The sequence below is a fragment of the Gemella sp. 20925_1_85 genome, from assembly GCF_041433735.1.
Classification (GTDB): Bacteria; Bacillota; Bacilli; order Staphylococcales; family Gemellaceae; genus Gemella.
In genome coordinates this window covers 21,669-48,339 of record NZ_JAPWCC010000016.1, presented here as the reverse complement: position 1 = coordinate 48,339, position 26,671 = coordinate 21,669, and the positions used below count along the sequence as shown (strand labels likewise).

Genomic DNA, 26,671 nt, shown 5'->3' with positions numbered 1-26,671 from the left:
AGAAAAAAGATGATATAATATGTATATGAAGTTTTCGTCTGGTGGCGATAGCGAAGAGGACACACCTGTACCCATACCGAACACAGAAGTTAAGCTCTTTAGCGTCGAATGTAGTTGGGCTTACGCCCTGTGAGACTAGAACGTTGCCAGGCAACAGTGAGAGCCTTCCTTTTGGAAGGTTCTTTTTTTACGTAGATTATACTAATAAATAAATGTATTATTTTTTTAATAGTATAATTTCATATATGATTAATAAAGAAAGAACTACTTAACATTTATTTGCTAAGTAGTTCTTTTATTTATTTTTTTGTTCTGTGGATATATGGTTTTCTTTCTGCTGGTTTAATTTCACCCATGATTGAATAAATATTAGTTTCTGTAGCTAATAAAGCATGTCCACAAGGAGCTTCAAAAGGAATTTCTCCTAATTGGTACCAGCGGTTTTCTTTTAAGTTGTATACTAATTCTTTTTTATTCCATCTGTAGTCACTTACAGGACGTCTGAAGTATGCATCACGGTATTTTGCGTGATCTTCACCTTGTAATGTTGTTAAGTTAAATACCGCATCTTTCCAAACATCTTTATTGAATCCACCGATTACTAGAAGTTCATGGTCATTTAATGGAGCCCAATCAGCACCTAATAGAGATACTTCTTCATTATCGATAACCACATCAGCAAGTTGAGTCCATGCTTTTGTTTCTAAGTTAAGTTTAAAGCCATCGTTATAAGTTTCACTCGCACCTCCACCATATACATAAAGTTCATTATTATGTACATAGCTTACAGCTTGATTACGTAATTTCCCAGGAAATTCAGAGAATACTTCAAATTTCTTAGTTGTTAAATCATATGCATATAGTTCATTGTTATTTGATCCATTAATAGATCCGATACCGAAGTATAGTTTATTGTCGTTAACTTTTGCGATAACATTTTCTACAGTAAGTGGAAGAGTATCGACTACTTCAACTTTTAATTTATTATCAACAACAGTGAATGCTAATAATTCTGATGATGTTTCGGTTTTATTCGCGATGTAGTACAGTGTATCGTTATGCACTGCACTTGGCCCATATGCTAGAGGGTAGTCAAATTGAATTTGATCTAATAAAGTTACTCCGTCAGCTGTTTCTTCATATAGATATATATCTTTATGATTTACTTTAACTCCTCCATCTACAGGAAGTCCACCTGGGAAGTTAGCCCCACCACCGAAGATTAGTTTATTGCCTAATACTCCTTTAACTAATCCTGCTGTACCAATATTATTTTCGTAGCCTTTTTGAGCCGCTACAGTAGCTATATTTGTCCATTTAAGTTGTGTACTCATATATTTTAGTACCTCCCTATTATTTTTAAAATCAAACGCTTACATCGATATATTTATTATAGTGGGAGGGCTCGACTAGTGATTTTTGTTTAGTCGAGGGCCACTCCCACAAATTTTGTTATTTAAAGTCGGCTTCTTTGTCTACTATTACATATACACTTGGGTGATTTTTTAGAACAGTACAAGGAATATCTTCAGTTATTTCCTCACCTGCTACTAAACTTTTAATCGCTTGTTGTTTTGCTTTACCAAAAGCTAATAAGATTATGTGTTTAGCCTTCATAATATCTTTTATTCCCATAGTTACTGCTTGTTTTGGTACTAGATTAATATCATTATTAAAGAATCTTGAATTTGCTTCTATTGTTTCTTGTTTTAAATCAACAATATGTACTCCAGTATCAAAAGAAGTTCCTGGTTCATTAAATCCGATATGACCATTTGAACCAACACCTAATAGTTGAACGTCAATATTAGCATTATTAAGCGCTTCTTGGTAAGATTTAAGAGCACTTTCTAAATCTTCAGCACTTGCGTCAGGAACATGTGTATTTTCTTTTTCTATATCAATATGATCGAATAAGTTTGTTTCCATGAATTTATGGTAACTTTCTGGGTGATCATAGCTGATACCTACATATTCATCTAAATTGTAAGATTTTACATTTTTATAGCTAAAATTTCCTGCTTTATGGTCTGCAATCATTTCTGCGTATAAACCTGTAGGTGATCCACCAGTAGCAAGACCTAGTGTTGAATTTTCATCAATTAAACTTCTTAAAATTTTGTACGCTTCTTTTGAAGCTTCTTGTTTAGAATCAAAAACTAAATATTTCATAGAATTACCCCTTACTTTTTAATCTTCTTTTTTATAAACTTCTTCTCCACGCGCGAATGTTGTTAGAACTTCGTATGTAGGACTAATAACAACAAGGTCAGCATCGAAGCCAACTTTGATTTTACCTTTACGATCAGCAAATCCTAACATTTCTGCTGGGTTTTTAGTACAAGAGTTAATGGCAGCATCTACAGGAACTAAAGCATCCTCAATTAAAACGCGTAGTCCATCGATAACTCTAAGTGTAGAACCTGCTAAACGGCCGTCATCGCGGTGAGCACTACCATCTTCATATATTTCCATATTTTCTCCACCAAAGATGTAAGAACCACGTCCACAACCCTTAGCACATAATGAGTCGGTAATCATAATTCCGTGATCGCGACCTTTAGCTGTGAAGTATGTGTTTAAAGCATCTGTAGTAGAGTGAATACCGTCGCAGATAATTTCTCCGTAAGCATCTCGTGCACGAAACGCGAAGCCTACTTGACCTCCGTCACGGTGATGGAAACCAACCATTCCATTATAAACGTGAGTTTGTGAAGTTGCACCGTTAGCGAATGCTAGGTAACTTTCTTTATAGTTACAAGCAGAGTGTCCTAGACTTACGCGAATGCCTTGGCTTACAAGGTATTTAGTAAGTTTGTAGTCGATGTCTTTTTCACATGCGATAGTAATAAGTCTAATTAGATTTTTACTAGCTGCTTGGAATTTTTTAAATTGTTCAACGCTTGGTGTTTGGATACAACTTAAAGGCTGAGCACCACGTTTTTCTACATCAAGATAAGGTCCTTCGAAGTGAATACCTAAAATTTCGGCACCTTCATAACCTTCTTCGTATACTTTTGCTACATTCGCAACAGCTTTTAGAAGAACTTCTTCAGTTTGTGTAATTGTTGTTGGTAAAAATGATGTTACTCCCTCAGAAACGATATTTTTAGTCCAGTTACGAAGCCCCTCTTCGTTAACATCATTTGTATCGTAACCATAAGCTCCATGAGTATGAACATCTATAAAACCAGGTAAAATACGATTAGATCCAAAGTCATAATCTACTTTATCGAATGCATCATAATCATAAACAGCAGTAATTTTTTTATCTTCTACTTCTACAATAAGAGGAAGAAATTGTCCGCTTGACCAAACTTTTTTACTTTTTATTAGCATAATAGCACCCCTTTTTTAAAAAATATTCTATCTTTAAATTTAATGTGTTAAATCTTCTTTAACTTAATGTTAACACATTTTAAATATATTTGTAAAGTAGAAAAGTAAAAGTTTTCAAAATTAATTTAAAGGTGTTTTTGGTAGTTTTTATAAAACAAGAAATTACTGATTTTTTAATGAAAAAATTTAAGGTGTTATGTCAATGTAGGAGAGCTAATAATGTAAAATACAAATTTTTTAATCGTGATATTTTCTTAGAATATAATGTCTTAAAAGTAAAAAAATTATGTAAACTGATAATAAAGTGGAAAATATTTCTAGAATAATAATTTTCTAAATATTACTTTTATTGATTTTATAGAGGAAAATCTCTTTTATATAATGATAAAAACTCAAGATACTTACTATTGACTTTGATTATAAGAGGAATATAATTATATTTAGAATATAATTACTGATTTTATAGAAGTAATTTTATGTTAACTTATTATATAAGAGGTTGAATATATGGATAAATCAAGATTAACCTTTCTTGGTGTAATAATAACAATAGGAATAATATTTGGTGATATAGGGACCTCGGTTCTTTATGTTATGAAATCATTTGTTAACAATGCTGATGCGACGATGAGTGAGAACTTAGTTCTAGGCTTTGTTAGTTTAATATTTTGGGTAATGACCTTACAGACTACGACGAAATATGTAATGATAGCACTGAAGGCTGACAACAAAGGTGAAGGAGGGGTATTCTCACTTTTTGCTTTAATAAAAAATAGAACAAGACGTAGTGTAGCACTTTTAGCGATGATAGGTGGAGCAACACTCCTTGCGGACGGAATAATAACACCTGCAATCACAGTTACATCTGCGGTAGAAGGATTACATGATATTATACCTTCTATAAATACCAATGATGTAATTGTCTTAGTGCTTATAATTTTTGTATTTATTTTTTCATTTCAACGCTTTGGAACGAAAAAAATAGGTTCGCTCTTTGGACCTATAATGAGTTTATGGTTTTTATCACTATTATTTTGGGGAGTGAAATCTATTAGTACTAGACCTGAAATATTAAAAGCTGTAAATCCTAAATATGCATTACAGTTGCTAATAAGTTATCCTGGTGTTTTTGTCCTATTAGGAGCGGTATTTTTATGTGTATCAGGAGCCGAGGATTTATATGTAGATTTAGGTCACTGCGGTAGAAAAAATGTCAGAATGGCGTGGTTTTCTGTAAAGGTATGCTTACTTGCGAACTATTTCGGTCAGGCAGCGTATCTGTTATCAACAAATTATAGCGCGATAAAAAATCCGTTCTTTGCGATAGTACCGGATAGTTTTATAGTATTTCAGGTAGTACTTGCGACACTTGCTGCGGTAATAGCGAGCCAAAGTTTAATCACAGGATCATTTACGCTAATATCAGAGGCGATAAAATTAAACCTTTTCCCGAAATTAATGATAAAATATCCTACAGAATTAAAAGGTCAGGTCTATGTATCGGCGGTTAATATAATATTATTTATCTGCAGTAGCTGTGTAGTATTATTTTTTAGAACAAGTAGTAATATGGAAGCTGCGTATGGATTAAGTATTAGTATAACGATGTTTGTAACAACATTGCTGTTAAGTATATATCTATACAAAGTGAAAAACAAAAAAACTTTTGCGCTAATTTTCTTATTATTCTTCGGAATAGAGGAGCTGTTTTTCCTATATGCAAATAGTTTGAAATTCGTAAATGGTGGTTATATAACTGTAATTATTGCTTTATTAATATTTAGTATAATGTTTATTTGGTATAAAGGAACAGAAATTAAAGAGCGTGAGAGTCAATATTTAACTGTAAAAAATTATACGAAACAGTTGTTGAAATTAAGTACGGATAAAAGTGTGCCAAAATATGCGACAAACCTAGTATATTTAACAGGGGCTAAGCAAGAGGAAGATGTGGATTATGCAGTCTTGTATTCTATCTTGAATAAACAACCTAAACGAGCAAATGTCTACTTCTTCGTTCATATAAATGTACTAGACGAACCTTATAGAAGAGAGTACAAAGTTACTAAATTTAGTGATAAAAAAATATTAAAAATTACCTTTAATCTAGGATTCAGAGAGAATCAAAGGGTTAATATGTTTATGCGACAGGTAATCGCGGATTTATTAGAAGATAAAGAGTTAGAATTGCAACCAACCAAGTATAACTTAAGAGGGAAAGCAGAAACTGTAGGAGACTTTAGATTCGTATTAATAGAAGAAGTATTAGGTAACAGCAATGGCTTATCTTCATTTGATAATTTTATTATGGGATTAAGGTTGAAACTGAAAAAAATTACAGTAACCCCAGAAAAATGGTTTGGATTAGATACTAGTGTTATTACTAAAGAAGCGGTACCTTTAAATGTTGTTCAAAGCACAGTAAAAAGATTAACAAGAATAAAATAAGAAAAACCAGCAACGCCAGAGGTTTCAAAGTTAGAAGAAAAACCAACACCAGAAATTCATAAAAAAGAAAATATTAAATTACTGAATACAGGTGAAAAAGAAGCTGAAACAGCAGCACTTAGAATGCTTATGTTACTATTATCAGGTGTTTTAAAAACTAAGAAAAACTAATAGTTATAAGTAAATAAGAGGAATCGATACTGATTCCTCTTATTTTTATGAAGTAAAAAGGGAAAGAGTATGGAAAATCCATACTCTTTAAAATTATTTATACACTAATTGCCTATTTAGAAAGTTTACGTCTTACAGCAAGTCCGATTAATCCGATTAAGCTTAATCCTAGAGCTGTAGTGCTAGATGTATTCATACCAGTGTTTGGTAATGATTTTTCATTTTTAGCTTCAACTTTAGCTGGCTCTTTAACTTCAGGAGCTTTTTGTCCGAAGTCTACACCAGGTGTAGAAGGTTGAGCAGTTCCAAGTTTAGCTAAGTCAAATGCTGGTACTTCGTGGATAGCAGGTTTGTTTTCTAATAAAGTATTTAATGCTTCTTCTAAGTCGTTGAATCTCTTTGTTAATCCTTCGATATAGTAAGGTTCAGCGCCATTTTCTTCACCATCTTTGATTTGTTGAACGATTTGTTCTAATTCGTCTAAGATTTTTTTGATTTCAGGGTTTTTAGCACCAAATGCAGGAAGTTCTGGTTGTACAAGGGCATCTCCGTTAGAAGCTTCAGGTTTAGAAGGTTTTGGAGCTTCTCCGTCTGGTTTACCAGGAACAGTTGTAGCATCTCCATCGTTAACTCCACCTTTAAATTCAGGAACTTCGTTAACAGCAGCTTCAACAGCGTTAACTCCACCAGTGAATTCAGGTTTTTCTTCAGCTACTGCAGCTTCAGCAGCATTAACACCACCAGTATATTCAGGAGCGTCAGCTACAGTAGGAGGAGTTGCATCATTTACCCCACCATTGAAATCAGATCCATTATCTCCAGATGGAGAGTCACTAGGGTTAACACCACCGCTGAATTCAGGAGCATTCGGAGCCGTAGGAACTTCGTCAGGTTGTTTAGCGTCATCAGTAGGAGCATCGCTAGGATTTACACCACCTGCGAAGTCTTTAGGTTCTTCACCTTTAGGAACTTCTTTTAAGTTTTCGATATAACCTAAAGTTGCGTTGTAATCGTCAGTTAGTTTGTCAATTTCGTCTTTGTATGCTTTTACTACTTCATTAACTTCGTCGAATTTAGCTTGAGCTTCATCAGCTGCAGTTTTAGCAGAAGCAACAGCAGCTTCTAATTTAGTTACAGCATCTTGTAATCCATCTTGAATAGCTTGCTCAGCATTGTTTTTCTTAGCTGTTTCAAGTGCAGTTTTAGCTTTTTCTAATGTTTCTTTTTGTTTATTTAATGCAGCAGTTTTTTCTTCTACTGCTTTAGCTTTTTCAGTAGCATCAGCTTTGTCTTTATCAGCTACTTTAGTTAATTTTTCGATTTTTTCAGCTATATCATCAGCGATATCTTGAAGTTTTTTAACGATTGGTTTATTAGATTCTTTGTTGTAAGCAGCATCTAATTTTTCTTTATCAGCAGCTGGAAGCTCAGATAGTGCTTTACCTTCTTGTTTTGTAGCACCGATTTCGTCTGCTTGAGGATTTTGATCTTTAGTTGCTTCAGCAGTCGTATTTTGATCTTCTAATTCTTTAGCAGCTTGAGTAGCTGTGATAACACCATCTTGGATAGCTTTTAGTAAAGCGTCTTTACCAATTGCAGCTTTAGCTTCTTCGATAGCTTTAGCTTTGTCAGTGATTTTAGCATTTTTATTAATTTCAGCTTCTGCATCTTTTTCAAGTTGATCTAAAGCAGCTTTAAGAGCTTCTAAGTTGTCTTTTTCTTCTTTTTTAAGTTCTTCAACTTTAGTTTTTGCTTTTTCAGCTTCTTCTTTAGCTTTAGCTAATTCAGCTTCTGCATCAGCTTTAGCTTTGTCTGCTGCAGTTTTTGCAGTTTCAGCAGCTGTTACATCGTCAGCTTCTTTTTTAGCTTTAGTTGTAGCTTCTTCAACTTTTTTAGCTTCTTCAGCAACTTTTTTCTCTAATTCAGCAACTTTAGCGTCAGCTTCTTTTTTAGCTTCAGCAGCTTTTTCAGCTTCTGTTTTTTCTTTTGGAGCTTCAGGTGCTGGTTCTTCTTTTTTAGGTGGGTTTTTAGCTTCTTCTTCTTTAGCAGCTTTTACTTGTTCTAGAGTTTTATTGTACTCGTCAGTAAGTTTGTTTAGTTCTTCAGCATAAGCTTGAGTATCTGAAGCAGCTTTATCGAATGCGTCTTGTGCAGCTTCTTTAGCTTTTTCGATATCTTTTACAGCTTTATCTAATAAAGTAACGATATCACTAGAAGAACCGTTGTCTTTAGCAGATTTTAATGCTTCTTTAGCTTCTTTTAATGTATCTTCTTGTTTTTTAAGAGCTTCAGCTTTTTTATCTTCTTCAGCTTTTAAAGCGTCAGTATCTTTTTTAAGAGCATCGATTTCTTCACCTAAGTCATCAGCTTTATCTTGAAGTTTTTCTGATGCAGGACGAGCAGCATCAGCTTTTTCAGCTTTATCGATTCCAGCTTTAATGTCTTGAGGAAGAGCATCTTTAGTTTTAGCTTCAGCAGCTGGAGTTGTAGCGGGTGTAGCACTATCAACTTGGTCTTTATTTCTTAATTTTTTCTCAGTTTCTTTATTAGCTTCAGCTTTTTCGTTATCATCAGCTAATTCTTTAAGAACATCACCAGCTTTTAAATCACCTTTTTCAACAGCAGCTAGTACATCTTCTTTAGCTAGTACTTTTTTAGCTTCTTCTTTATTTGTAATCTTAGCATTAGCATCGATATCTTTTTCTAATTGATCTAAAGCTTTTGATAGAGCGTCTTTAGAATCTGCTTCTTCTTTTTTAGCATCCTCTTCTTTTTTAGCTTCTTCGTCAGCTTTAGCTTTAGCTACAGCAGCTTTTTCTTTAGCAGCAGCTAATTCATCATCAGCAGTTTTTTTAGCTTCTTCTGCTTTAGTTTTTGCAGTATCAGCATCAGCAGCTTCTTTTTTCTCTGCTTCTAGTTTAGTAGCTGCTTCGTTAGCTGCAGGAGTAGTTGTGTCTACTTTTGCTTGAGCTTCAGTAACTTTAGCTTCTTTAGCTTTAGCATCAGCTTCAGCTTGTTTAATTTCTGGACTTGTAACTTCTGATTTAGGAGTTTCAGCTGTTCCAGATGCGTTAGTAGTACCAGTTTCTCCAGCAGGTTGTGTTTCAGCAGCTGCAGGTTGTGTTTCAGCAGCATGTGCTACAGCTGCTCCAGTAGTCGCTACACCTAGTCCAACAAGGACAGATGCTACACCTACCTTAAATTTACGTAATGAATATTTTCTTTTTGTTACCATAAAAATAAATCCCCTTTTTTAAAAAAATATATAATAATGACTTTGTTTCTAAAATGTTTGTTTTGAAGTTGTAAACAGAACTTTCAGAGACAATTAGTGTATTCATAATTTCTATTATACTAGAAGAAAAACTATAAAACAAGGACTTTGGTAAGTTATGTAATTTAATACCTGTATAGTAAACTGATGTTTTAAAAATTCTAAAACAAATAAAATTGCATAAAAAAATGAATAAATAAAAAATGAAAGTTAGGATGTAAGCATAGTAATACAGTGATATAAATAAATTGTATTTTCTGATAAAAATATAAATATAATTCTTAATAAGTGGATTTAAATGTTAAAAAAAATTAAATATTAAATTTATGTTACAAAGAATATGTAAAGCTTGAAATATTAATTTTTATAACTAAAGGAAGTTTGAATTTAAGGTGTATTTTATATTGAAAATAATATAAAATGCATTAAATTTTTAAAAGAATATGTGTGCAATATAGATTTTTTTATCTGTATCAAATAAAAGAAGAATTCCAAAAAATAAGATGTTCGAATCTGAAATTTTGAAATTCTTCTAAAAATATATATTATTAATAATTGTCTTCTAGTTTTCTGAATTCATCCCTAGTGTGTTGAGGTAAACTCTTACCGTAGTCCATCATTAGCACGATGTCTTTAAATGCGGCTTTTGGAATAGCTAGACGATCTATGTCTTCAACCCCAACATCTAGATTAATATCGTCTATATGATTTGATTTCAGTTTTTCTACAAAGTCTGGTTCTGCGACAAATGGTGAAGATAATCCAATCATATCTGCATGCAGTATAGCTGCTTCACATTTTTCTACAGTATTGATACCCCCTGATGCAATTAATGGAATTCTTCCATTTAAGTGCTCGTAGACAACTTCGTTAATAAGGCGACCGTGATGTGGACCTTCTGCACGTACCGTATTTAGATAAATATTTTGTCCCCAGCTGGCAATTGCCATATATGATAGAGGGACTCGTTCTAATAACCAATCTGTAAGTTGATTAAATTCTTCAACTGTATAACCAACTTCTTCTCCGCGAGTTTCTTCAGGTGTTGCACGATAACCGAAAATAAAGTCTTTAGGTGCTTCTTTTTTAATTACTTCATATACATCTTCAAAAACTTCAAGGATGAAGCGAGAGCGATTTTCTAATGTATCTACTCCATATTCGTCATGACGTTCATTAGAGAAGGTAGAGAAAAATGTCTGTAGCAGAAGACGTTGGGCACTAGAGATTTCTAAACCATCAAAACCAGCTGAGATAGCACGACTCGCAGCACGCTTGTAATCTTCTCTTATTTTTTGTATATCTTCTATAGAAAGAGGGTGAACGATATGTTCTACAGGTGAGTTAAGTTCCATATAGCTTGGACCGACAGCACGTTTATTAGTAGTAACGTAGTGGTTAGCGAAACGTCCTGCATGTGTTAGCTGTAGGATAGCTTTCGCTCCACCAGACTTCATAGCTTGCGCCATTTTTTTAAGTCCAGGAATACACGCATCATCATGAACACTAAAGCCGTATTCAAAAAGTTGACCTTCAAGATTTATATAAGCGGCTCCGGTAATCTGTAATGGTGCTGTGTTTTTTCGTCTTTCGGCATAAAGAAGATCTTCCTCTGTAATGTATCCTTCGGCAGTAGAAGAGTTCGTCGTCATAGGAGAAAGTACGAAACGATTTTCTAGTTCTATTCCGTTAGCTAATTTAACAGGTGTTAATAATTTTGATTTCATAAAAAATACCCCTTTAAGTAATGAAAATAACATACAACTAGAACCAATATATAAGTGATAAGAAATGCAGTACTAAAATCTGTAGTAACTTCTCTTTTATTTATGTAAATCTATAAAAGTTAAATAGATTAAATCACCATAATTTTTTTATAAAATTTTAAAGTAATGGTGCTAGGTGTGTGTACTTTTACTGAAAATGTGTTATAATAAATTCGTAGTTTCAGAAAAGGTTTTCTTACAATTAATTATATCAGATAATTTACTAGATAAAAAGGTAAAAATGAATTTGAGAATAGATAAATTTTTTAATAACTCTATAAAAAACAGAGGATAGAATTTATGTAAATCTAAATAATATGTAAGAAGTTGGCTGACCTGTCAAAATCGATTTCTCCGAAATCATGATTTTTGAGTCAGACCCAAATATAAAATAAATGTAAAACATAAGAGGATAATAATATGAAACTTAGTATTTTAGATTATGCTATTGTAGATGAAGGAAAGACTGCGATAGAGGCTATAGAAGAAAGTACAGAACTGGCTTGCCTAGCTGAAAAACTAGGTTACAGTCGTTTTTGGATGGCTGAGCATCATCAGGTATCAGCACTTGCTAGTAGTAGTCCAGAATTATTAATGTTGCACCTTCTTCAAAATACAGAAAAGATACAAATAGGTTCAGGAGGGATAATGATTCCTCACTATTCACCGTATAAAATTAGCGAATGGATCAAACTTCTAAGTGCTCTATATCCAAATAGGGTGAATCTTGGGATAGGGAATAATCCTGGGACCAAAGCAGTTCAGACGTTGATGGATACGACACCTATAACAAGAGAAGAGTACAATGATAGCTGTAGAGAATTACTAGAACTTCTTACAGGTACTGAAACACTAGTTCAACCACCGGAAGCGAAGGTAAGCCCTATGTGGTTATTATCTACTAGTGAAAAAAGTGCGAATCTAGCTGCGGAGCTAGGACAAAATTACGTGTATGGTCTATTCTTTAATCAAGCTGTAGATTATATAGAGACAGCTAAAAGATGCTTAAATACGTATCGTACTAAAATGCGTGAACAACAAAAAACACCCCAAGATGTGGTTGCTGTATTTATAGCGATAGGGGAAGATGAACAGGAAGCAAAAGATTTAGTACGCTGTTTAGATGTGTGGCTTCTTGGCAAGAAAGAATTTACAGAATTTGACAGATTCCCTAGTATAAAAACAGCTAGAGACTATGAGATAAGTGAAGCGGATATAGAAAAAGTAGAAAAGAACAGAACACGTTTAGTTTGGGGTACGAAGGAAACGGTGATAGAAAAACTTAAAAACTTAGCTATGGAGTTCGAATTAGAAGAGTTGATGTGTATACCTTTAGTACCAACGATAGAAAGAAGAAAGAATATTATTGAGATTTTAGCTAAAGAGCTAATGGAAAAAGAGGAGAAAAATTAATGACTTGGAAGGCTATAGAGTTAGAAGAAAACAATGCCGAAAAACTAGCACAGCTAATAGAAGAAGCTGAGGCGATAGTCATAGGAATAGGAGCTGGAATGTCAGCTGCGGATGGTTTTACTTATATTGGAGAGAGATTTACGAGTAACTTTAAAGACTTTGTGGAAAAATATAAGTTTTTAGACATGTTACAGGCGAGTCTGTTTGATTTCCCAAGTTCACAGGAATATTGGGCATTTCAAAGTCGTTTTGTTTTGTTAAATTACTTTGATCAACCTGTCGGTGCGAGTTATTTAGCATTAAAAAATATCCTAAAGGATAAAAATTATCATATTATTACGACAAATGCTGATAATGCTTTTGATGTTGCGGGTTATGATATGGATAAAGTCTTTCATATTCAAGGTAAGTACGGGCTTATGCAGTGTAGTAAACATTGCCATGCGAAGACGTACCAAGATGAAGCTTTAATGCGTAGACTGGCTGTTGAACAGGAGAATATGGAAGTTGACTACAGGTCTATTCCACTATGTCCAGAATGTGGAGCTCCACTTGAGGTTAATAAGCGTAATGCTGAAAAAGGAATGGTGGAAGATCCAATCTTTTTCGAACATCTTGATAAATACAATGAATTTTTAGAAAATAATCGTGATAAGAAAACATTGTTTATCGAAATAGGGGTAGGATTTACGACGCCTCAGTTTATAAAATATCCATTTTATAGAGAACTTGATAAAAATCCAGATGCTTTAATGGTTACTATGAATCAGAAGAAATATCAATTCCCAGAAAGAATTACTTCTAGAGTGCTGTGGTTTAACCAAAATAGTAAAGAGTTAACGTTAGAAGTAGATGAGTTGTTGAAAAAAAATGAGACTTAAAACCTCGCATAAGTTGACTCTAAACATAGTACAATGCGCATAAATTTCGCGCGATATAATTTAATATTAGCTAAAAAAATACATTAACAAAAATTAACAAATAAAGGAGAAAGAATTATGTATTTAATAGAACCAATTAGAAACGGAAAATATTTACCAGATGGAGCGCTAGTAATGGCGATGCAAGTTTACGTGCTTAACAACATCGATATCGATGAGACTGTAATCTTCCCATATTACTGCGAACCAAAAGTAGAAATCGGATTATTCCAAAATGCTGAAACTGAAGTAAACCACGAATATATGAAAGAAAAAGATATTATCCTAGTTCGTCGTGATACAGGTGGTGGTGCTGTGTACGTTGATAACGGTGCTGTTAACGTATGTTTCTTAATGCCTGGGGATACTGATGTATACGGAAACTACGAAAAATTCTACCAACCAGCAGTAGATGTACTTCACAGCTTAGGAGCTACAGAAGTTGAGCAAAGAGGACGTAACGACTTAACTGCTCGCGGTAAAAAAGTAAGTGGAGCTGCGATGACATTAGTACGTGGTAAAATCTACGGAGGATATTCATTACTTCTTGATGTAAACTACGAAGCGATGGTTAATGCCTTAACTCCAAACCGTAAAAAAATTGAATCAAAAGGTATTGAATCAGTAAGAGCACGTGTAATGGGTATGCGTGAACTATTAAAACCTGAATACCAAAACGTAACAATCGACGAGTTCAAAAACTTAATTATCTGCGGATTAATGGGAATCGAAGATATTAAAGATGCGAAGAGATATGAACTAACTGATGAAGATTGGGCTGCAATTGAAAAATTAGCAGATGAAAAATACCGTAATTGGGATTGGAATTACGGAAAATCACCACGTTACAACTACAACCGTGATGCTCACCTTGCGATCGGAACAGTTGATTTCAGCTTAGAAGTTGAAGAAGGACGTATTACTAAAGCGAAAATCTACGGAGACTTCTTCGGTAAAGGTAACGTACGTGACGTAGAAGAAAAACTTATCGGAGTAAGGGTAAAAGAAGAAGATTTACTAGAAGCATTAGGAAGCATTGATTTAACTCATTACTTCGGAAATGTAGAAGCTAAAGAATTAGTAGATTTAATCTTAAGCTAGTTTTACAAACTATGTAAAAGAGGTGTGAGTTTATGGAAAAATTATTAACTCCCATAAAACTAGCAAACGGGGTACAGTTAGAAAATAGGTTCGTACTATCACCGATGACGACTAACTCTTCCACAAAAAATGGAATTATCACAAAAGAAGACTTGGATTATGCATTAAGACGTGCTAAATCAGCGCCTCTGCAGGTGACAGGTGCGGCTTATGTCGATGTTGATGGGCAGTTGTTCGAGTTTGGTTTCGGAGCACATGATGATAGCTGTATTCCAGGACTTACGAAAATGGCAAGTGCGATGCAAGATGCTGGAGCAAAGGCTATTTTGCAACTGACTTATTCAGGTGCGGGTGCGAATTACTATGGGGTAAATCATAAGGTTTATGGTCCTAGTAAGTTGAAATTGCATCTTCCATTTGAACACGAGGTAGAAGAGTTGTCTCATGAGATGATCGATGAGATTAAACAAAAATACAAAGATGCGACGAGAAGAGCGATACGCGCAGGTTTTGCAGGGATAGAAATATCTACAGCGCAAAAACTAATGCTACAGACGTTTTTCTCAACTGTATCGAATAAACGCCATGATGAGTATGGTGTAGATTCATTAGAAAATAGAGCTCGATTTATCCTCGAAGTTTTTGAAGCGGTGTATGAAGTTATAAAAAACGAAGCACCTGAGGATTTTATTCTAGGATATAGAGCAACACCAGAAGAGACTCGTGGTGCGATAATTGGTTATACTGTCGAAGAGTTCAATCAACTCACAGATTGGATACTAGAAAGAGTGCCATTATCTTACATTGCGATAGCGAGTTGGGGTCAAAATATTTATCTAAATAAAGTTCGTGCTGAAGGTCCTAACGAAGGTCGTTTGATTAACGAAGTAGTTCATAAACATCTAGCGGGGCGTGTTCCTTTGATGGCGACTGGTGGAATTAATAGCATAGAAAAAAGTCGTGAAGCTATTATGCATGCTGAGATGGTAGGTTTATCTAGTGTTTTTGTTGCTGAACCGGACTTTGTAGCTAAATTCAGAGAAAATCGTGAGGAAGACATTAATCTAGATGTAGGTGTAGAAGATATCGAAAGACTAGCGATCCCAAAAGCTGCGTTTAAAGATATTGTGCTTATGATGGACTATGGTAAGAGTCTGCCACAACATACGAGAGATGAATTCAGAAAATTAGAAGAAAATTACTAAGAAGATTGTCATGATGAAGTGGTGAGAGTAGTAATTAAAGAATGAAAGACTATTAAGACGAAGCGGCTACTGTTAAGTAAGGGGAAACTTAGATAATGGTAGCTGCTTGTGTTGTAATATGAAGAATAAGGAGTGCTTATGTATTTAATAGAGCCAATAAGAAATGGACAATATATTTACGATGGGGCAGTAGCCTTAGCGATACAAGTACATGTTTTGAATAAATTGGATTTAGATGAGGATATTATATTCCCTTATTGTTGCAAACCGAAGGTGCAGATAGGTCTTTTTCAAAATGCCGAAAAAGAGATTAACCATGAGTACATGAAAGCTCACGGAATCACCCTTGTTAGACGTGATACAGGTGGAGGTACGGTATTTTTAGATGATGGTGCTGTGAATATCTGCCTTATTATGAGTGGTGATAGTAATGTTTATGGTAATTTTAAAAAATTCTATGAACCTGCGGTAAATATCTTGCATGATTTAGGTGTGAGTGAGGTTGAACAAACAGGGCGAAATGACCTTGTTGTCGATGGAAAGAAAGTTAGCGGAGCTGCCATGACACTTGTTAATGGTAAAATTTACGGGGGATATACGCTACTTCTAGATGTTAATTATGATGCGATGGTTAATGTACTAACACCTAATCGTAAAAAAATTGAGTCGAAAGGAATTGATTCGGTACGAAGTAGAGTTACAGGTCTTAGAGAGTATTTAGACGAGGAATATAGAGATTTATCTGTAGTAGATTTCAAAGACTTATACCTATGTCGTCTGTTTAATTGCGAAAGACTCCAAGACATAAAACGTTATGAACTTACAGAAGAAGATTGGCAAGAAATCGATGAGTTGCTTTCTAAAAAATATCAAAACTGGGATTGGAATTACGGAAAGTCACCACGTTATAATTATAATAGAGATGCTCGTCTTGGAATTGGGACTGTTGAGTTTAATCTGGAAGTAGAAGCGGGACGAATCACAAAAGCTAAGATTTACGGAGACTTTTTCGGGAAAGGTAATGTCGGTGATGTTGAGGAGAAATTAATCGGAGTAAGGGTAAAAGAAGAAGATTTACTAGAAGTGTTAAAAAGTATCGACTTATCACATTATTTCGGAAAAGTAGAAGCGCAAGAATTTGTAGATTTGATATTGAGTTAAGGTGAATATTAAATGATATCTTGACGCAGTGACTTATTAGTTTTTAGTTCTAACTGAAATTAAAAATCAATTTCTGTAGAATTAAAATTTTTGTTGACTTTTTTTTGTTTATGTTGTATAATTGTCACTTCAGTAAAAAATCAGTGTTAAATTAGAACATTGATACTCAAGAAAAATTATAAGAAAGAAGGTTGTAAAATGAAAAAATTAGCAAAAGCTTTATGGATTGAAAAGAACGAAGGAGTTTACATTGTTGGACCAACAGCAGAATTACAAGATGACGTTGGAACTGTAGGATTCGTAGAATTTTCAAAAAATGAAAAATTAGCAAAAGATGATGTTATCTTACGTTTAGAAGCATCAAAAACTGTATTAGACGTTAACGCACCATTAGCTGGTGATGTAGTAGAATACAACAAAAAAGCTGAAGAAGAGCCAACTGTATTAAACTCAGCTGATCCAAAAGAATCTTGGATCGTTAAATTAACAAACGTTGATGAAGCTGAATTTAACAAATTACCAGACTACAAATAATAACATTTGTTATTTAATAGATTCGGTGTATAAGAATTTTCTTATATGCCGAATTTTTTTATGTTGAAAACTTTTAATGTGGACAAAATTCCGCTAGAAAATAATCATATTTAATATTAATATAAAATTCAAAAGAAGATAGCTAAATTACTTAGTCGATGCTTGAAAAAATAAGCTAAATATAGTAATATAGAGTGGTATGTAATAACTTTCTAGCCGTTTTTGGTGAGGGAAATTACTATTATGGAAAATATTTATATAAAGAAAGAGAGATTAAAAGACTATGGGTCGTAAATGGAATAATATTAAAGAAAAAAAAGCGGCAAAAGACGCTAACACTAGTAAGATTTATGCTAAATTTGGACGTGAAATCTACCAAGCAGCGAAAACTGGAGAACCAGATCCAGAAAGTAACAGAAATCTAAAAGTAGTTTTAGAAAGAGCGAAAACTTACCGTGTTCCTAAAAATATTATTGACCGTGCTATTGAAAAAGCAAAAGGTGGAAGTGAAGAGAATTATGATGAATTACGTTATGAAGGTTTCGGTGTAAGTGGAACAATGGTTATCATCGATACTCTTACAAACAATGTTAACCGTACAGCAGCTGAAGTACGTACAGCATTAGGTAAAAACGGAGGTAACTTAGGTGTTACTGGTTCTGTTAACTACATGTTCGACAACACTGCGGTAATCGGTGTTGAAGGTAAAAGTGCTGATGAATTATTAGAAATTCTTATGGAAGCTGATATCGATGCTCGTGATATTATCGAAGAAGATGAATTAACATTAGTATACGGTGAACCAGAAAACTTCCACGAAATCCAAGAAGCTCTAAAAGCTGCTGGAATTGAAGAGTTTGAAGTTGCTGAGATTTCAATGATTCCTCAAAACGAAGTAACATTAAGCGAAGAAGACAAAGCTAAATTCGAAAGAATGTTAGAAATGCTTGATGACTGTGAAGATGTTCAACAAGTATACCACAACGTTGACTTAGAAGCCTAGGTGAATCATGGTAAAAAAGATTAAAAAAAATACTTCATATAGCTATAACGACAGAAATATAAAGCCGTCATTAAGTGATATTTCAGCACCAGCACAAGAACCAATATTAGATATAAATGGAGAAACAGCATCAATCGTTAAACGTTTCTTTGCATATCTAATAGACTTAGCGATTTATCTACCGATAGCTTTTGTATTCCAGTATACTACTGCGAATTTACGAGCTCAGGGTGGAGCGGAAAATGAAAGAAATGCATTATATATGACGATTTCAATAGTTATTTTTGCGGTTCTTTTATATGGATACCTACCTCATAAATGGCAAGGTCAAACAATCGGGAAAAAACTTTTTAAAATAAGATTAGTTCCAACTGACAACAAGAAAATTGAATTTTCTAGATACTTAATCAGAGAATTCTTAATTAAAGTTACAGTAGGTTGGGCTGCGGTACCAGTTTCAGCGTTATTCTGGCTGTATGAAACATATGTTCTTAAACGTAAAGATTCAATAATGCTATATGATAGACTATTAAATATGCGTGTTGTTGCGGCTACAGAACAACCAAAAGAAGAAAAAACAAAAGAAGATACAGAAAAATAATAAATAAAACTAGTTACTCCAGGTTGACATAAACCTAGATGTAGCTAGTTTTTTATGTTTTATGTTAGAATTAACGTTCGTTTTCATGTTTTTTTATGTTTTCAGTTTTATATTTTCAAAAAAAGTGTTAAAATATAAGTGTTAAATTTATTAGTTTAGAGTGGAGAAAAAATGTTAAAAATAGATAGACACAGCTATATTTTAGACGAGTTAAAAACAAAGCATTTAGTACGCGTGAGCAAACTAGCTCATGATATGAAGGTAACAGAGATGACGATACGTCGAGATCTACAGGAGTTAGAAGACTATGGTCACCTTACTAGAATACACGGTGGAGCAAAATTAAAACCGAAAAACTTTTACCAGGAAGACAATTACAATAAGAAGATTTCTGTAAATATTGAAGAGAAAAAACAAATAGCTAGAAAAGTAGCGGATCTTATAAAAGATAATGAGACAATTTTTATCGGTCCTGGAAGTACTACAAGTTATTTGGCAGAATTTTTACAAGATAAGAATCTTAATATAGTAACCAATTCATTGACGGTTTTTGAACAGTTCAAAGATAATCCATCTTGCGATCTTATTTTTATCGGTGGAAGATATCGTCAAAAAACAAAAGGATTTATAGGGTATTTCACGCAAGATGCGCTTAGTAAAATAAGTGTTAATAAGGCGTTTGTGGGAGTAAATGGTATAGATTTAGAGAAAGTTACTATCTCTGATGAAGAAGAAGGGCGTTGTAACGAGACAATCCTTAATAATGCGACTGAACGTTATGTTCTGGCCGATCACAGTAAGTTTTCAACTCATGCATTTTATACATTTTTCCAACTCAAAGACTTAACAGCAATCATCAGTGATGATGTTCTTGATGAAAATATTAAAGATCAATATAGAAAAGAAGTAGAAATAATATAAAAACATTAATTCAGGACTTGAAAATAGTCCTGAATTTTTTATGAGTCTTGAGGTTGCACAATTTACGTAATTTCAAACTTAAAGGAATACTCTCTGAAACATTAAAAAACCTAGATTTAGAAATTACTAAATCTAGGTTTTTGTTATTCAAATTATGATTTGAAGATAGAAGTTTTAAAGCTGTTTGTTTGTTGAAGAAGTTTTTTGTATAGTTTCTCTTTAAGTGCAACAGTATTGTCAGATTTAACTGCTCCATTTTTAAGAGTTGCTTTATCTTTTTCAACTGCTTCAGCAAATGCACGTTTTAAGTCGTCGTAACTACTGTATGTAGTACCGTCGATTGTAACAGGGTTAAATCCTGCTTTAGCTTTATCAACAACTTCTTTGAAGTATGCTTTCTTCCAATCTTCTAGGTTGTTAAATTTACCGTCAGAAATCTTATTGATGATGAAGTCATCACCTAGAGTATCTTTACCGGCTTTTTTAGATTCTGCTTTTAACATATTTGAAGCGTAGTTTAAGAATCCTTTTTCGTATCCGTAGTAACCCCAAATTCTGAATGTGTTATGTTTGAATGACATTGATCCTGGAGCACCTTCACTTGTGTTACCTCCGTAGATACCTGCAGTAATAGGTACAGTTACGTAGGCAGTTCCAAATCCAGTTGGATCATAGATAGCGTTACCTGGACCATGTTTAGTCATGAAGTTTTTATCTACTAAGTCGTTAACAGAGTTTAACTCATATCCTTTTTCTTCTTCATTTAGGTCTCTAACTTCATCGTATTGGTTCTTCGTATTAGCATTACGTAATTTCTTAGCAACTTTCTTGAACCAAGCGTTGTTTAGTTCTTTACTGTGTTTCTCAATTACAGCTTCCCCTTCAAGGTAATCAAGAAGCATTAGAGTATCGTTGAAACCTTTCATGTAATGATCGATTTCCGCGCGAGATGTAAGGTCGTTTGGATTAGTGTTATACCATTGGTTTCCGTTGTTTGGACGTTCGTATGCCATATTTAATCCAAGTGCTTTAAAGTCGCCATTTGGACTTGTTTCAGCAGGTGATTGTAACATACCTTGTGCGAATGCCTCTAGGTCAGTTCCTTCACGGTGTCTTGAGCCACCTAAATAAACCATACGGTCGTTTACGTGAGTAGTTTCGTGAGTGAACGCTGAGATACCGAAATCACTAATCATATCAGTAACCATGAAGAATACAGAATCATCTTTATAAGGGTTACCGTAAATACGAGCTACAGCTCCCATACGCCAGTCAGTTGCGTGGTAACGACCTGTTGGTCCGTATAATTCACGGATAGGAGCTACATCTTTACCACTATTAGTGTGTCCATATTTATCTGTGCTGATTCCCTTGTAATTTTGGTTGTCTAGGACTGGTGTTGGTACCATGTTATTGCTCTTAAGTAGTTGGTTACGAACTTTATCTAATGATAGACGAGACCAGAAGTCTAGGTAATTTTGTTGAGCTTTAGCTACTTTATCGATTTCTTTCTTGAATGCTTCACGTTCTGCTGCTGTGTTCTTACCATATTTCTCAAATGAACTGTAAGCCATAGTGTTGTATGTTGAGATTAAGAACATATGAGCATCTTTCAAGTTAAGAAGTGGTAGAATCATCTTACCGTGCATGTCGTTGTTTAATCCTTCGTACGCTCTGTGTTTCTTATCTGCGAATTCAGGTGTTGTTGTTTTCGGTTCAACAACATATACATTATCTTTAGTTGCTTTTATGAACCAATCGTTTAAGTCAGTATCACTTGTGAATAGACGCATGTTATAGTCTAAGAAACTGTTTAACTCACCTATACCAATAGTTCCACCGATAGTTTCGCGATAAGCTTCTAAAGTTCTATCACCTTTAATGTTACTTTCTTTAGAACCAACTTTAATCAAGAAGTCTAAGACGCTAACGTTCTTACCGTAGAAGTCAGGTTTGAATAACATTAACTCTTTAATGTTAAAGTCATCGAATTTAACACCGTAGTAACGGTTTAGGTAAGCTAATCCAAGAAGAACCGCAGCTTTATTATCATCAATTTTCTTAATTAATGCACGTTTAGCAGCTTCATCAGTGTTAAGTTGGTGATCTTCATTTTGAACTAACTTAGTAACGAATTTGTTAAGGTTATCTTTAACGTACTTGAAGCTTTCTTCTAAGTAAAGATCCTTAATTGCATTTACTTTGTTACCACCTGTTCTTCCTAAGTGTTGGTAAATAGGGTCAGATTGTAATTCTACTGGACTTAATTTGCTTTCGATAGCACTGATTAAATCGCTACGGTCTTTGTCAACGATATTAGGAGTATAAACTATTTCTCCAAGTTCAGCGATGCTATATTCTTTAACTTGTTTCACTTGAGATTCTTTAGGTGAAATGTTAAAGATTTCTTTTGTCTTATCAGCGTAGTGAACGATAATGCGGTTGGCATCACCAAGTTCAGTTACGAATTCATTATCTTTCATTGCAGTAACAGATAAAACTTCTGTAGTTAATAATTTAGATCCAGCTGGAATCTTGTTACCTTGGTTAACAATCCACTCTTTATTGTAGAATGGTTGAAGTTTTTCAATGTTACGGTAAGCAAGTTCGCGCTCAGCGTTGTAGTCCTCTGTATCTTTATAAGTGTCAGCTTTTGGTTTAATGTTGTTAAGAGTATTAACTACTGGTTCGTTAATTGCATACTCATGAGCAGTGATTCCCATTTTAGCAAATTTTTCTAATGCTTGAGCTTCTGTAATACCTTTAATTTGTTTAGATTTTTTGTATGAAGATAATCCTGTAGCTATATCTGTTACATAGAAGTTATTCTTGAAGTTATCGAATCCGAAGTATGAATCTCCAGTGTCAACTGAACTTGCTCCATACATGATTTCTCCGTTTGTAACTTTCATCATACTAACGTTGTTTTCAACCCATCCCCAGTCATAGTTTTCGTGGATTAAACCACCACTTTGACCGTGGTTTTTAAGTGTCATAGTACCTTTAACAAATGAATTTGTTAATCTACCACGTTGTTTGAAATCGTTAGGGTTTCCACCGTGATTAACTTTAGCGACAAGTCCACCGAATTTAGAGTTGTTACCTACAATATCACCATCGAAATAAACGCTATCTGTATTACTTCTCCAGCTTTCACTTACAAGACCTCCAGACCACCAAGATTTATCTCCAAGACTGTTAATCTTACCGATAAATGCAACGTTACGCATATTTGATTCATCAAGTTTGTTAACCATACCGGTAACATCGTTGTTACCTACAACATTACCTGTTACCTTAATATTTTCGATATTTGAGTTTTTGAACATTTCACCAAGAGGTGCAACTTTATTGTCCCCAGGTAAGTTAATATCTACATTACCTAAGTTAATATCATGAACATGGGCATTTTCGACTCTACCAAATAGAGGACGTGCTAAGTTATGGATAGTAAATCTTCCACCATCATTACTTAGTAATTTACCTTTGAATGTTGTAGTTACATAAGATTTCCCATTAGGTTTTACATTTGCTGCATTAAGGTCTGCACCAAGTTTAAACTCTCCAGTAGGGTTAGCTTGCATGTCTTTTACAAGTTCGTTGAAGTTATAGTAAACATTACCTTCTTTTAATTTTTGTTTTTCGAAGTAATGAACGTACTCATTAGCTAATTTAGAAGCATCTGTGTGTTGAACTAAATCAGGAGCAGTTGCAGTAACTTTGTATAAAGTTTTTCCGTCTTTAACTACTTCTTCAATCTTATCAACAGAAAGTCTTGTCACTTTGTTATCGTGAGTTGTAACTCGTAGGTAAAGTGGTGCAACATTCGCTGGTTTTTCTGAAAGTAGACTGATGTCAGTTTCGTTACCTTCAGGATCAACACTAATTAAACTTGTTTCTTTAATGTTTTTAATTTCAACTTTTTTAAGGTCTAATTGAATTGGTTGATCTTCTAAAGTTTCAGCTTCTTCACCATTACCTCTATCGTAAACCATAGTAGTAGATAGAGTGTATTCTTGGTAGTATTTTAGATTATCTAATAAAGCATCTAAATTATTTTCTGATAAATTAATTGTCTTAACAACTGCTCCATCTTTCTTCAGAGTAGCTGTGATTGATTTAATTTTTGTCTTAGTTGGATTTTCTAGAGAATACTTAGCAACTACTTCTTTATCTAATACTTTCTTGTCAGTATTTACGAATTTTAGTATTGGTTTCTCAGTTAATTTAACTAAGTTTTTTATAGCTTCTTCTAATTTTTCAGTAGCTGCATTCACCTTGCTTTGAGTAGTAGCTTTATCTGCATTTACAGTGTTTGCTGCTGCAAGGGCTTCTTCTAAAGCTTTCCATGTTTGAGTAGTGTATTCTTCTTTACGTTTGCTGTTAGCTGTGTTAATAGCGTTTTGTAATGCAGTTTTATCTACAGCAAGAGCTTTAATAGCATCTTGAAGAGCTTTAGTAGCCGCATCTATTTCACTTTGTTTAGGAAGTGGAGTAGTTTGGTTGTTGATTTCTTTAGCTTTAATTTCAGCATTTTTGAAGTTATTCCAAGTTGTTGGACTGTAGTCAGCTTCTTGTTTAGTAGCTGCAATTGTTATTTGTTCTTGTAATTTTGTTTTGTCAACATTAAGAGCATCGATAGCAGCTTTAAGTTTTTTAGCAGCTTCATCGATTTGAGTTTGTGTAGCAGTTGCGTTATCTTCTACAGCTTGAGCTGCTTTCTTAGCTTCTTCTAATGCAGACCAAGTCGCAGGACTGAAATCTGTAGAAACTTTAGAATTAGCAGCTGCTAGTTGTTTTTCAAGTTCAGTCTTATCTGTATTTAATCCAGCAATAGAGGCTTTAAGTTTTTCGTTAATGTGGTCTACTTCGCTTTGTTTTGCTGCTGGGTTGTTTGTAACTTTTTCAGCTTCAGCTAATATAGATTGAAGGTTAGCCCAAGTTGTATCGCTGTAGTGATCTTTAGTTTTAGATTTCGCATCGGCGATAGTTTTGTTTAAGTCCGTTTTGTTGACGTTTAGAGCATCGATAGCAGCTTTAAGTTTAGCAGTCTCGTTATCTACTTCTGGTTGTTTTACAGAATCTGAAGCGTAGACGTTTTGTGCGGCTGCTAAAATTGGTTTAAGAGCTTCGTAGCTTGCAGCTGAATAATCAGCAGGAACTAGTGCAAGAGCTCTATCGATTTGAGCTTTTAATGCTGTTTTGTCAACTTTTTCTTCAGGTTTTTCAGGTTGAGTTGGTTTAGTTTCCTCTGGTTTAACAGGTTGAGGAGCTGGAACTGCTTCTTCTTTAGTTCCCACAGCAATAACTTCATTTACAGGTTGTTCTGTGATTGTGTTTTCTAGTACTGTGCTAGTTTGTTTACCATCAACAGTAGTTACCTCTGTTAAAATAGTACGTTTACCGTTAGCTCCTTTTTGAACAACTTTAGTTTGCCCTTTAGGTAAAGTAGCATCATTTTGAGTGATAGTTTGGAATGGAACTACTTCTGTAGAAGTTACAACTTCAGGTTTTACTACAGATGGAGATTTTTCACCTTCAGCAGGTGTTACTTTAGTTGTTGGAGTAACGGGAGTAGGTGCAACTTCCTCTTTAGTACCAATAGCAATTACTTTATCTACAGGTTGTTTTGTAATTGAAGTTTTGATAACTTTGCTAGATTGTTTACCATCAACAGTAGTTACTTCGCTAAATACGATTTGTTCACCGTTAACCCCTTCTTGAACAACTTTAGTTTGTCCTTTAGGAAGAGTAGCATCAGCTTGTTCTACAGTTTTGAAAGGAACAGCTTCAGTAGTAGATTTAAGTTCAGGTTTGTTTTCTACTAATGTTTTAGGTGCTACTTCAGGTGTAGTTTTATATTCAACTTTAGGTGTTGGTTCTGGTTGAGGTTGTGTCGGCTCAACGATAGGTTGTGTTTGTTTTGGTAGAACTTTTTGTTCTGGTTGAGATAATACACCTAAATCACTAAGTGTGAAATATCCAACATAACGATATCCATCGATGTTGATTACACCATTCGCAAGTTCACTAGAATTAGCAACTGTTGTTTGTGTGTTGTAGCGTACTAATTCTTTGTTTTCGAAAGCGAATGATTGGTAAGGCATAACCATGCTTTGTCCCATAGCTCCGATTAACACAACGCTAAGAACTTTGTTTCTGTGTTTTTTCGACATTAGAAGAACTACTAATACCGCAGTTCCAATCCCAAGTCCAGCTACAGGTAGTGAACTTTGTCCAGTATTTGGTAATGATTTAATTTCTGTAGAAGGTTTAGCTTCTTTTTTATAAACCATGTAGTATGTTTCGTTGTTTTTTACATTTTCAGGTATACTTCTTTTGATTAAGCTTTTTTCAGCTTCGGTCAATTCATTTTCAGCTAAGTAAGTATACTTAACGCTTGAGTTGTTTTCATTGGCAAGCGCTTCGCTCGGTGCATGACTTCCAAAAAATAAAGCCCCGATAACAACCGGTGCTGCACCAAGAGATAATTTTCTAATTGAAAACTTTAAAATTTTATTATTATTTTCATTTTTCAATCGCATTAAATTTTTTCTCCTATACATTTTTTTGTTGCCCTTTAATTCTACCAAAAAAGGCGTGTTATTGCAATTAATCTAGCTTACATAAAGTAGTGTAAATTCAATAATTTTTTTTATTTGTGAATATTTAGAATAATAAATATTGTTATTTTATCTAAAGTATTAATCTATAGATTTATAAAAATGTAAATATGTAGAGATAGAAGCTACATAAATAATAAAATTTATAAAAAATTAATATTTATCAAAGAGGTGGATATTATAATTAAATA

At 34.0% G+C, this 26,671-nt stretch carries 16 protein-coding genes and 1 rRNA gene; 11 read left to right on the top strand and 6 right to left on the bottom strand.

Going from position 1 to position 26,671, the window contains the following annotated elements; genetic code table 11:
• The first annotated feature begins 37 nt into the window (after positions 1-37).
• Positions 38-152, top strand: a 5S ribosomal RNA gene (rrf, locus tag O3884_RS06040).
• A 147-nt stretch (positions 153-299) separates the two neighbouring features.
• Here the strand turns inward: rrf and O3884_RS06035 are convergent.
• From O3884_RS06035 to nagA, 3 genes are all read right to left on the bottom strand, one after another.
• Complete coding sequence (locus O3884_RS06035) at positions 300-1,334, bottom strand: cyclically-permuted mutarotase family protein (protein ID WP_371452422.1); 1,035 nt, start codon at positions 1,332-1,334, stop codon at positions 300-302.
• Positions 1,335-1,452: 118 nt separating this feature from the next.
• Positions 1,453-2,172, bottom strand: a complete 720-nt coding sequence (nagB, locus tag O3884_RS06030; RefSeq protein WP_371452420.1) for a glucosamine-6-phosphate deaminase — start codon at positions 2,170-2,172, stop codon at positions 1,453-1,455.
• Positions 2,173-2,190: 18 nt separating this feature from the next.
• Positions 2,191-3,339 (bottom strand): N-acetylglucosamine-6-phosphate deacetylase, encoded by a 1,149-nt coding sequence (gene nagA, locus O3884_RS06025; protein WP_371452418.1) that lies wholly within the window; start codon positions 3,337-3,339, stop codon positions 2,191-2,193.
• A gap of 507 nt (positions 3,340-3,846) precedes the next feature.
• Between nagA and O3884_RS06020 the strand changes: the two genes are divergently transcribed.
• Entirely contained in the window at positions 3,847-5,787 is a 1,941-nt protein-coding gene (locus tag O3884_RS06020) for a KUP/HAK/KT family potassium transporter (RefSeq protein ID WP_371452416.1), read from the top strand.
• A gap of 283 nt (positions 5,788-6,070) precedes the next feature.
• On the opposite strand, the gene O3884_RS06015 is transcribed toward O3884_RS06020, so the two are convergent.
• Together O3884_RS06015 and O3884_RS06010 are read right to left on the bottom strand one after the other, a co-directional pair.
• A complete protein-coding gene (locus O3884_RS06015) occupies positions 6,071-9,193 on the bottom strand; it encodes an SIALI-17 repeat-containing surface protein (RefSeq protein ID WP_371452414.1) in 3,123 nt (1,040 codons plus the stop codon).
• A gap of 587 nt (positions 9,194-9,780) precedes the next feature.
• The gene (locus O3884_RS06010) at positions 9,781-10,959 is read right to left on the bottom strand and encodes an NADH-dependent flavin oxidoreductase (RefSeq protein WP_371452412.1); all 1,179 of its coding nucleotides are present in this window, start codon (positions 10,957-10,959) and stop codon (positions 9,781-9,783) included.
• Positions 10,960-11,418: 459 nt separating this feature from the next.
• Between O3884_RS06010 and O3884_RS06005 the strand changes: the two genes are divergently transcribed.
• The 9 genes from O3884_RS06005 (at position 11,419) to O3884_RS05965 (ending at position 19,857) form a co-directional block, all read left to right on the top strand.
• The gene (locus O3884_RS06005) at positions 11,419-12,411 is read left to right on the top strand and encodes an MsnO8 family LLM class oxidoreductase (RefSeq protein ID WP_371452410.1); all 993 of its coding nucleotides are present in this window, start codon (positions 11,419-11,421) and stop codon (positions 12,409-12,411) included.
• Positions 12,411-13,292, top strand: a complete 882-nt coding sequence (locus O3884_RS06000; RefSeq protein ID WP_371452409.1) for an SIR2 family NAD-dependent protein deacylase — start codon at positions 12,411-12,413, stop codon at positions 13,290-13,292. The genes O3884_RS06005 and O3884_RS06000 overlap by 1 nt, the downstream gene beginning before the upstream one ends.
• Positions 13,293-13,409: 117 nt before the next feature.
• Positions 13,410-14,432: a lipoate--protein ligase gene (gene lplA / locus O3884_RS05995; RefSeq protein WP_371452408.1), complete on the top strand. Its 1,023-nt coding sequence runs from the start codon at positions 13,410-13,412 to the stop codon at positions 14,430-14,432.
• A gap of 32 nt (positions 14,433-14,464) precedes the next feature.
• Positions 14,465-15,637 (top strand): NADH-dependent flavin oxidoreductase, encoded by a 1,173-nt coding sequence (locus tag O3884_RS05990; RefSeq protein ID WP_371452406.1) that lies wholly within the window; start codon positions 14,465-14,467, stop codon positions 15,635-15,637.
• Between the two features lie 138 nt (positions 15,638-15,775).
• A complete protein-coding gene (lplA, locus tag O3884_RS05985) occupies positions 15,776-16,798 on the top strand; it encodes a lipoate--protein ligase (RefSeq protein WP_371452404.1) in 1,023 nt (340 codons plus the stop codon).
• A gap of 198 nt (positions 16,799-16,996) precedes the next feature.
• The gene (locus tag O3884_RS05980; protein ID WP_060914166.1) at positions 16,997-17,332 is read left to right on the top strand and encodes a glycine cleavage system H family protein; all 336 of its coding nucleotides are present in this window, start codon (positions 16,997-16,999) and stop codon (positions 17,330-17,332) included.
• Between the two features lie 283 nt (positions 17,333-17,615).
• On the top strand, positions 17,616-18,335 hold the full coding sequence (locus O3884_RS05975) for a YebC/PmpR family DNA-binding transcriptional regulator (protein ID WP_003144482.1): 720 nt from the start codon (positions 17,616-17,618) through the stop codon (positions 18,333-18,335).
• A 7-nt stretch (positions 18,336-18,342) separates the two neighbouring features.
• Entirely contained in the window at positions 18,343-18,936 is a 594-nt protein-coding gene (locus tag O3884_RS05970) for an RDD family protein (RefSeq protein WP_371452403.1), read from the top strand.
• A 171-nt stretch (positions 18,937-19,107) separates the two neighbouring features.
• Positions 19,108-19,857, top strand: coding sequence for a DeoR/GlpR family DNA-binding transcription regulator (locus tag O3884_RS05965; protein ID WP_371452401.1), 750 nt, complete (start codon positions 19,108-19,110; stop codon positions 19,855-19,857).
• 152 nt (positions 19,858-20,009) lie between these two features.
• Here O3884_RS05965 and O3884_RS05960 read toward each other — a convergent pair whose 3' ends face one another.
• Complete coding sequence (locus O3884_RS05960; RefSeq protein WP_371452400.1) at positions 20,010-26,402, bottom strand: ZmpA/ZmpB/ZmpC family metallo-endopeptidase; 6,393 nt, start codon at positions 26,400-26,402, stop codon at positions 20,010-20,012.
• Positions 26,403-26,671: the final 269 nt, after the last annotated feature.

Bases quoted from the DNA above. Each gene is read 5' to 3' on its own strand.
- O3884_RS05980 (WP_060914166.1), top strand. From the start codon at position 16,997: ATGAAAAAATTAGCAAAAGCTTTATGGATTGAAAAGAACGAAGGAGTT.
- O3884_RS06000 (WP_371452409.1), top strand. From the start codon at position 12,411: ATGACTTGGAAGGCTATAGAGTTAGAAGAAAACAATGCCGAAAAACTA.
- O3884_RS06020 (WP_371452416.1), top strand. From the start codon at position 3,847: ATGGATAAATCAAGATTAACCTTTCTTGGTGTAATAATAACAATAGGA.
- O3884_RS05960 (WP_371452400.1), bottom strand. From the start codon at position 26,402: ATGCGATTGAAAAATGAAAATAATAATAAAATTTTAAAGTTTTCAATT.
- nagB (WP_371452420.1), bottom strand. From the start codon at position 2,172: ATGAAATATTTAGTTTTTGATTCTAAACAAGAAGCTTCAAAAGAAGCG.
- O3884_RS05965 (WP_371452401.1), top strand. From the start codon at position 19,108: ATGTTAAAAATAGATAGACACAGCTATATTTTAGACGAGTTAAAAACA.
- O3884_RS05990 (WP_371452406.1), top strand. From the start codon at position 14,465: ATGGAAAAATTATTAACTCCCATAAAACTAGCAAACGGGGTACAGTTA.
- O3884_RS06015 (WP_371452414.1), bottom strand. From the start codon at position 9,193: ATGGTAACAAAAAGAAAATATTCATTACGTAAATTTAAGGTAGGTGTA.
- O3884_RS06010 (WP_371452412.1), bottom strand. From the start codon at position 10,959: ATGAAATCAAAATTATTAACACCTGTTAAATTAGCTAACGGAATAGAA.
- O3884_RS06005 (WP_371452410.1), top strand. From the start codon at position 11,419: ATGAAACTTAGTATTTTAGATTATGCTATTGTAGATGAAGGAAAGACT.
- O3884_RS05970 (WP_371452403.1), top strand. From the start codon at position 18,343: ATGGTAAAAAAGATTAAAAAAAATACTTCATATAGCTATAACGACAGA.
- O3884_RS05975 (WP_003144482.1), top strand. From the start codon at position 17,616: ATGGGTCGTAAATGGAATAATATTAAAGAAAAAAAAGCGGCAAAAGAC.
- lplA (WP_371452404.1), top strand. From the start codon at position 15,776: ATGTATTTAATAGAGCCAATAAGAAATGGACAATATATTTACGATGGG.
- lplA (WP_371452408.1), top strand. From the start codon at position 13,410: ATGTATTTAATAGAACCAATTAGAAACGGAAAATATTTACCAGATGGA.
- nagA (WP_371452418.1), bottom strand. From the start codon at position 3,339: ATGCTAATAAAAAGTAAAAAAGTTTGGTCAAGCGGACAATTTCTTCCT.
- O3884_RS06035 (WP_371452422.1), bottom strand. From the start codon at position 1,334: ATGAGTACACAACTTAAATGGACAAATATAGCTACTGTAGCGGCTCAA.